This is a genomic window from Neobacillus drentensis, assembly GCF_036965425.1.
Classification (GTDB): domain Bacteria; phylum Bacillota; class Bacilli; order Bacillales; family Cytobacillaceae; genus Neobacillus; species Neobacillus drentensis_F.
Genome location: NZ_JBALPP010000038.1, coordinates 1 through 8,121 on the forward strand (window position 1 = coordinate 1; position 8,121 = coordinate 8,121).

An 8,121-nucleotide genomic window follows, 5' to 3' on the forward strand; every position below is an offset into this window, starting at 1 on the left:
CGAGCGGCATTTTTTCTTGCTGACGGGCATTAGAAGCTCCTCCTTAATGACCGGAGGCGGCCATTTTTGCTCTTATTATCAATAACGATATAAAATTATGAAACAACCACGTTATGTTATTCGTCTTAGTAAGTGTAATTATTTTTTTACGAAAGGAATCTAAAGAATTGAAGCGGATAGGAAGTTTATCATTCACATTATTACTCATCACATTCACTATCCTATACGTCATTGTGTTTCATAAGGAATCGATTCCTTTTATGGAGTCGAATAACAAGCAGACAACGCCTTTACCAACTGACCTCCATCCGATTGTGAAAGAACGAAGCAATCAATTAATCCAGCAGGCTGCCAAAAAAGGAATTGTGCATGTGATTACGGATGGCTTCCGAAGTGCGGAGGATCAGGATCGACTTTTTGAAAAAGGCCGTACATCTGAAGGAAATATTGTAACGTATGCAAAAGGCGGAGAGTCCTACCACAATTTTGGGCTTGCCATCGATTTTGCGCTAAAGACTCCTGAAGGTAATGTCATTTGGGACATGAATTATGATGGAAATAAAAATGGTGTCGCGGATTGGACCGAGGTGGTTAAAATGGCGAAATCCTTAGGATTCCAATGGGGCGGCGATTGGGCCAAATTTAAAGATTATCCCCATTTAGAAATGGATTTTGGCTTGACGATTGCTGATTTGCAGAATGGAGAAAGACCACCAAACTCATCTTTGACAGCAGATGGCGAACAGTGACAATCACTGTTCGCCTTTTTTATGGCTAAGCCAGTTCCAAAGCAATCTCCATCATATTTGTAAAAGCTACTTGTCTTTCTTCTGGTGTCGTTTGTTCATGTCGAATTATATGATCACTTACCGTTAAAATTGTGAGCGCATTTACTCCGGCATAGGCCGCATTCATATAAAGACCGGCCGTTTCCATTTCCACACACAAAATCCCCATCTTCCGCCATTTTTCCAACGCGGTTTCATCGGCATTATAAAAAATATCGCTTGAAAGAACATTTCCGACATGAACTGGAAACCCTTTTTGGTCCGCTGACCTTTTCGCTTTTTCCAATAAGGCAAATGAGGCAATATTGGAGTATTCTCCTGGAAGATTGTATTGGTGAACGTACCGGGAGTCCGTAGAAGCCCCCATGGCAAAAACGATATCATACAAATTCATAGAGTCTTGGATAGCACCGCATGTCCCAATTCGGATTAAATTTTTCACACCAAAAATATGAATCAGCTCCCAAGAATAAAGACTCATACTCGGCATACCCATCCCTGTTCCCATGACAGATACTTTCTTTCCTTTATATGTTCCAGTAAAACCTAGCATATTACGGACGGAATTGAATTGAACCGGGTCATCTAAATAGGTTTCGGCAATAAATTTTGCTCTTAGTGGATCCCCAGGCAAAAGGATGGTTTCCGCAATTTCTACTCCATTTGGTTTAATATGCGGGGTTTCTTTATGATTAGCTGTGTTCATCTTTGTTTCGCTCCTTTTCATGACCTTCTGTAAAACTCTGGATTTAGAAACGCTTACAAATCTATATATTGTGAAAATTTTTAAGTGGGTATACAAATTGTAGTATTTGTATTATTATTTTAAATAATAAAAATATTGTATAAACTTCACCATATATCTCACAACATATAGAATAGACCTAAATATAGGTGCTATTACTAGAATAACCATTTCAGCCAATTACTCTTCTTGTGTCCTGAAGAGTAAGAATCCTCTTCTTTCGTTTAGGAGAGGTTTTTTCAATTAAAATGGGTTATACCAAATACTTCAAGATATTCCATTTTTTGAAACAATTTAGTTAGGGGGGTGAGGACAATTGGAGACACTTGAAAAAAAACGGTTTTCTACGAAAGGTCTGTGTACCGTAGAAGGATGCTGTGAACCCATTAAAGCTCGGCAGCTATGTAATAAGCATTACGTGCGAATGAGAAGAAGAGGGAATACAGATACCATCAGAGTAGAGGCTCGCTCTGTTGACCATTGTTTGGCAATAGATTGTTCCAAACCCTACTTTGCCAATGGTTACTGCGAACATCATAACTACATTTATAAAAAAACAGGCTATCCACATGCACCCAAGGAAATTAAATTATGCGGAGTTGAAGATTGTTATAATTATCATTTTCTTCGAGGGCTGTGTGAAGTCCACTACTACGAGTGGATGTCAAACCTAAAAAAATTCAGTTTAACCCTATGAAAGAAAAAGAGACATCAAGTATTGGTAAGTAAACAATACGATCATCGAAATGTTCCCAATGAACCATATTGGGAACATTTCTCCGATAACAATTTTTCACCCGCGCAACTTTACACGATAATGCCTCATCGATTTCGGGATTCCTTTTAACTCAAGAACCCCGTTATAGATTAAATGTCTGATTCGATATTCAAAAAAACAATCTGAAACCAATTCATCGAGCTGCCCTAGGATTTCACCAATTACTTCTCCGGCCCGAATAAACTCTTTGGGTTCCTGTTGTTGATGAAGCTGCTCAATGGTCTGGATGATGAACCCATCAAAATAATCCTCTGGCACACTCGTTATTCTTCCGTTCTGCCATAAACGAAGGACTTCTTTTGTTTGCGATAATTGTTCCCATTCTTCTTGAAACTGGACTCTTTCTTCATTTGATAACGGTTTGGCGGTTTTGTTTTGGTCAAATAAAGCTTTTAACTGTTCCGGATGCAGCCATGCCGAGTGTATCATTGACCTCCCTTCATCCTCACTCCATTGTTCAGTCGTATTAATTAGAATCATCTCATTTGGTTTATCCCGTAATAAAAAAAGAATAAAACGAAGCCACGTTTGTTCGTCACCATTATTAGCCGTCCAAATATAAACAGGAATTTCATCTGGTATATCCTCAATTTCTAATACCGTTTTGGAAAAATAATTCTCCAATTCATGAACTTCCAATTCAAAATTGATATTCTCAGATAGCCATTCATAACGGTAGTCTTGTCCTATTTTACTATCGAATTTCCATAACGGTCCGATTGCAAAGGGTTCCTGAAAGCCAATAACCTTCTTTGGACGCTCCAAACCATATCTTAATGCTCCAGCTGTAGAGGAGGATGAAACAAGATGCACCGGACCGTGCTCCCTTAAAAAATCGGCAGAGGGCATCTTTTTCCGCTGCCTTTGTATCAGTTGGTTGATTTTTTCAGCCATAAAACCTAATTGATGCTGTTGAACAAAATAACCACTGCCTTCCAAAGGTTCCTGTTCCTCATGATAAAATGTATCAAAGTCAGCCGAATGATGGAGTTCGTAGGTTTGCCATTCTCCTCTCTCCGACAATTCTGACGCCGTTAAATAGTCATCCCCTTCAATTTGATAGACAAAAACAACATTTGGTTCACTGAAAAAATATATGTATGGATAATGATCTCTAGTTTTAATAACATTCCCCTCCTCTATAAAGCTCTTTTCTTGTTTCTACAAAATGGCCACAAAATCCTTTGGATAAACCTCAGTTGATTTTTACATTATGACCTTTCTATAATGGGTAGTAATGAACTTGAAGAGAGGGATTCATATTAATATATTGTGGGATTTCGACGGGACTCTTTTTGATACATATCCAGCCCTTGTCGAAGGATTTATTCAATTAAGCCAGCAAGACCTAGACCGAACTGAAGTGCTGAAATGGTTAAAAAAAGATTCCTTAACAGCTTTTAAACACTATGGAATTTCGTTAGAGCTTAGAGCAGAATACCAAAAGCTGCATAACTATTACTCGAAAACACACAGTGTTCCATTTGAACACTTAGTGGATGTATTATCGGCCGTTGATAACAATATTATTGTGACTCATCGCGATAAAGAATCTACTATCTATCTCCTTGAAAAATACGACTTAGCCAAATACTTTAAGGAGATCGTATCCGTTGAAGAACAAGGATTCACTAGAAAGCCTCATCATTCTTCCTATGAGTATGTCCTAAAGAGTCATCATATTGATTTGGTAGTCGGCGACCGCGACTTAGATTTAATTCCGGCCAGGCATTTAAATATCAAAACCGTTGCCTTTCAGAATCGTAATATAGAAGCAGATTTTCATATCGACAACTATGCCGATTTTATTTCTGAAGTCCTTACCCATTTCCATAAAAAGCCCCTTTGATTTTAACTAGGGGCTTTTAGTTGAAGTTTTCTATTAACCTTGCTGTGGACTTGTAAGAGGGGCCGCCTTCTTTGCCATATCCAACACCTTTTTAGTCTCAGCTTTCCTGTGTGTATAATATAAGGCTGCGCCAGTAAATAAAAAACCGCTAATCAAATTCCCAGCTATTACTGGAATTTGATTCCATACCCACCAATCTGTGAAGGAAACATTAGCACCAAGCATCATCCCCGCTGGAATGACAAACATGTTCACAACTGCATGCTCAAAGCCTTGGGCAAAAAAGATTAAAATCGGCAGCCACATTGCTGCAATTTTGCCAATGACCGACTTGGTTGTCATCGCCATTACTGCTCCCAATGTCACCATCCAATTACATAACATCGCTTTAACAAACACAACAATGAATCCATCAACTCCAAGACTTTTATAGCCAACTGTTTTGGCCTGTGATACGGCGATAATTTTCGCTGCAACAGCATTATCGGTCACATGCCCAAACTGTGTAGAGGCAATCATAAATAGCCAGGCATAAAAAACTCCTCCAATTATATGACCAACAATAACCCAAAACCAATTATTAATCATTTGGCGAACGGATACCCGTTTGTCCATGACGGCAACCGGAATCAGTGCAAAACTGCCCGTTACTAATTCCAACCCAAGCAGGATAATGAGGACAAAGGCAGCCGGAAAAAGAATCGCTCCTGCGACCCCCATTCCAGTTTGCAATTCTGCCGAATAGGCTAAAGTCGTTCCAAACCCAAGAAACGCTCCCGCCAACGCTCCGCGAATCAATAAATCCTTAATCGGCAGTTTGGCTTTCGCTTCCCCTGCCTGAATCATGTTTTCTACCACTTGATTTGGGCTTAGTAATGACATTCTTTCACTCCCCTTTTTATTCGCCTATAAAAATAAATACTTGGCCATCTCTGACTTCGACTGGATAGGATTGAACACACCCCACATCGGGTGCTTGCACTCTTCCATCCATCACGCTGATTTTCCAATCATGCAAAGGACAGTAAACAAATTCCCCGCTGACGATTCCTTCGGCAAGTACTCCGCCTTTGTGAGGACAACGATTTTCAATGGCACGAATTTTTCCATTTTCCAATTTAAAAACAGCGACTTCTTTTCGGCCAATCGTAACGGTTTTTCCAAGCTTTTGCGGTAAATCTTCCGCTTTCCCAATCAATATGGGACGTAGTGTTTTTTCCATTTTTCTTTCCCCTCCAATAATCCGTTATTTCGTTTCCACCGGGAGTTTCAAAGATTCATAGAGGTCTTTTAACAGTGTTTTATCCTGAATGGCTTTCTTCCAAGGTTCTTGAACAACAGACAATGCTTCTTCCATTCGTATCATTAATTCTTTCACTGTATTTGGATCGGAGAGTACTTCCCGAATATGATCAAGCCCTAAACGCTCGACCCATCCTGAGGTTCTTTCTAAATAATGGGCCGTTTCTCGGTAATATTGGAGGAACGCACCAATCATTTCTTCAAGCGCTGCCCCCGATTTAAATTTAAATAAAAGATCCGCTGAACGGAGATGCGTCCCGCCGTTTCCGCCTACATACATTTCCCAAGCACCATCGACACCGACAACACCAACATCTTTAATTCCACTTTCTGCACAGTTACGCGGACAAGCGGAAACGGCCATCTTGACCTTATGCGGAGTATTTAGTCCCTCAAATTTCTTTTCCAGACGAATCCCCATTCCAATGGAATCTTGTGTACCAAAGCGGCAGAAGTTTTCACCAACGCACGTTTTAACGGTTCGAAGTCCTTTGGCATAGGCAGAACCGGAAGGCATATCCAGATCAGCCCACATCTTCGGTAAGTCCTCTTTTCTTACACCAAGTAAGTCAATGCGCTGGCCTCCTGTAACCTTAATCAGTCCTACCTTGTATTTATCCGCAACATCGGCAATTTTTCTTAGATCATCTGCGGTCGTCACTCCTCCATACATTCGCGGAACGACCGAGTAAGTGCCATCCTTTTGAATATTGGCATGCATCCTTTCATTCACATAGCGGGCTTCTTTCTCATCCTTGTAACTTAATGGGTAGATCATTCCTAAGTAATAATTTAATGCTGGCTTACATTTCGAGCATCCATCCGTTCTCCAATCAAGCACATTCATAACCTCGCGAATATGAGTTAAACCCTTTTCACGGATTTCCTGCAAAATCTCATCTCTAGACAGGTCGGTACATCCGCAGATGGCTTCCTTTTGGTCTGCCTGATATTGATCACCAAGGGTACATTGTAAGAGGTCCGCTACAAGTGATTTACATCCTCCACAGGAGCGTGAAGCATTTGTACAGCCCTTTACTTGGTCTACGGTTGACAAGCTTTGCGAACGGATGGCTTCCACAATGGCTCCTTTGGTGACGCCATTACAGCCGCAAATGAGTTCTCCATCAGCCATTGCAGTGACGGCACTTTGCTCATGTCCATTACTTAAGTCCGTCTCTAAATATTCCTCAATGGCTGATTCCCTTTTAATGAGGCTTAGTAGACGATTCCCATCCTTTGTGTCACCGAACAAAACAGCCCCAGATATTTTTCCGTCTTCGATTAAAACTTTTTTATAAACACCGCGATAATCATCGTACACTTTGAAGGCCTTCGTATGTTCGTCCTCATGTATTTTCCCAGCGGAGAAAACATCGACGCCCGATACTTTCAGCTGTGTAGAAAGGACAGAGCCTTTGTAAACTTCATCTCCGATGCTGCAAAGTCTTTTAGCTAACACTTGCCCTTGCTGATATAACGGGGCAACTAAACCATAGGCAATGCCGCGATGCTCCGCACATTCCCCAACCGCGTATATATTCGGGACATCCGTTTCCAGGTAGTCATTGACAATAATTCCACGGTTAACGGGAATCCCAGCTTCTATTGCTAAAGAAACATTGGGTTTAATCCCAACCGCCATTACTACTAAGTCCGTCTGAATTTTGGTGCCGTCCTTAAAGCGAATACCTGTTACCTGTTTTTTTCCTAAAATTTCTGCTGTGTTTTTTTGTAAAAGAAATTTCATCCCTTGTTTTTCTAGTTCTGTTTGCAAAAGTTTTCCTGCCGTCTGATCCAATTGACGTTCCATTAAGTAATGATGAATATGGATGACCTCCACTTCCATCCCAAGGTTCAATAACCCGCGTGCAGCTTCAAGGCCCAGCAACCCCCCGCCAATAACCGCTGCTTTCTTATATTTTTTCGAATATTCAATCATTTTTTCGCAATCTTTAATGTTCCGAAAGGCGGTAACTCCTTCTTTATCTGCTCCCGGCAGCGGCAGCATGAAGGGGTTTGAACCTGTCGCCAAAATCAGTTTGTCATAGGACTCTATTCGCCCTTTATCTGTATAGACGATTTGGTTTTCCGTATCAATGGCCGTAACCGATTCACCCGGATATAAACGGATCTGGTTGTCCTCATACCACTTCCATTCATTCAAGGTTATATCGTGAACAGAAGTACCTCCTTGCAGGACCGTAGATAGTTGTATTCGATTATAGTTCGGATATGGCTCCTGACCAAAAATCGTTATCTCAAACTTTTCCCGGTTAATTTTCAGCACTTCTTCTATTGCTCTGACCCCGGCCATTCCATTTCCGACAAGTACCAGCTTTTGTTTCGTCATGCGTTTCTACCCCCTCCATGTTAGAAAATAAATTGTTTGAATATTTTATAACACGTTAGAAAGTCAATTTACACGAATGTGTCAGTTAATCTGACACACTAATTTTATTGCTTTAATCACCTAAAGGACCAGCTAGCATTACCCTGACAGCATTGGTAACGCATACAATTCAAGTGGATTTTTATAAAAATAGACGTGTTAAAAGCCAATGTTGATTTTTAGCACTGTTGATTGGAGCGGAAGGCGCGAAGACTCCTGCGGGAGTACGGGGCAGGGGAGACCCCGGAGGCGCCAAAAGCGCCGAGG

At 40.9% G+C, this 8,121-nt stretch carries 7 protein-coding genes; 2 read left to right on the forward strand and 5 right to left on the reverse strand.

All coding sequences use genetic code 11. The features are described from left to right. The first annotated feature begins 113 nt into the window (after nucleotides 1–113). The gene (locus tag V7161_RS10175) at nucleotides 114–749 is read left to right on the forward strand and encodes a M15 family metallopeptidase (protein ID WP_420491607.1); all 636 of its coding nucleotides are present in this window, start codon (nucleotides 114–116) and stop codon (nucleotides 747–749) included. A 25-nt stretch (nucleotides 750–774) separates the two neighbouring features. On the opposite strand, the gene deoD is transcribed toward V7161_RS10175, so the two are convergent. Beyond that, nucleotides 775–1,494 (reverse strand): purine-nucleoside phosphorylase, encoded by a 720-nt coding sequence (gene deoD / locus V7161_RS10180; protein ID WP_335444802.1) that lies wholly within the window; start codon nucleotides 1,492–1,494, stop codon nucleotides 775–777. An 832-nt stretch (nucleotides 1,495–2,326) separates the two neighbouring features. Then, nucleotides 2,327–3,334 carry a DUF1835 domain-containing protein gene (locus V7161_RS10185; protein WP_335444805.1) on the reverse strand — a complete coding sequence of 336 codons (1,008 nt, stop codon included), beginning with the start codon at nucleotides 3,332–3,334 and terminating at the stop codon, nucleotides 2,327–2,329. Nucleotides 3,335–3,554: 220 nt separating this feature from the next. Here V7161_RS10185 and V7161_RS10190 point away from each other — a divergent pair, with 220 nt between their 5' ends. Then, a complete protein-coding gene (locus V7161_RS10190; protein WP_335444808.1) occupies nucleotides 3,555–4,160 on the forward strand; it encodes an HAD-IA family hydrolase in 606 nt (201 codons plus the stop codon). A gap of 33 nt (nucleotides 4,161–4,193) precedes the next feature. Here the strand turns inward: V7161_RS10190 and V7161_RS10195 are convergent, their stop codons facing one another. Genes V7161_RS10195 through nirB form a run of 3 tightly spaced genes read right to left on the reverse strand, consistent with a single transcriptional unit; the run spans nucleotide 4,194 to nucleotide 7,815 of the window. Next, complete coding sequence (locus V7161_RS10195) at nucleotides 4,194–5,042, reverse strand: formate/nitrite transporter family protein (RefSeq protein ID WP_335444810.1); 849 nt, start codon at nucleotides 5,040–5,042, stop codon at nucleotides 4,194–4,196. A gap of 16 nt (nucleotides 5,043–5,058) precedes the next feature. Beyond that, nucleotides 5,059–5,382, reverse strand: a complete 324-nt coding sequence (nirD, locus tag V7161_RS10200; protein WP_335444813.1) for a nitrite reductase small subunit NirD — start codon at nucleotides 5,380–5,382, stop codon at nucleotides 5,059–5,061. Nucleotides 5,383–5,406: 24 nt separating this feature from the next. Further along, the gene (gene nirB, locus V7161_RS10205) at nucleotides 5,407–7,815 is read right to left on the reverse strand and encodes a nitrite reductase large subunit NirB (protein WP_335444815.1); all 2,409 of its coding nucleotides are present in this window, start codon (nucleotides 7,813–7,815) and stop codon (nucleotides 5,407–5,409) included. Between the last annotated feature and the right edge of the window lie 306 nt (nucleotides 7,816–8,121).

Excerpts from the sequence above, each read along its gene's own strand:
- V7161_RS10175 (WP_420491607.1), top strand. The coding sequence starts at position 114 with ATGTTATTCGTCTTAGTAAGTGTAATTATTTTTTTACGAAAGGAATCT.
- deoD (WP_335444802.1), bottom strand. The coding sequence starts at position 1,494 with ATGAACACAGCTAATCATAAAGAAACCCCGCATATTAAACCAAATGGA.
- V7161_RS10195 (WP_335444810.1), bottom strand. The coding sequence starts at position 5,042 with ATGTCATTACTAAGCCCAAATCAAGTGGTAGAAAACATGATTCAGGCA.
- nirD (WP_335444813.1), bottom strand. The coding sequence starts at position 5,382 with ATGGAAAAAACACTACGTCCCATATTGATTGGGAAAGCGGAAGATTTA.
- nirB (WP_335444815.1), bottom strand. The coding sequence starts at position 7,815 with ATGACGAAACAAAAGCTGGTACTTGTCGGAAATGGAATGGCCGGGGTC.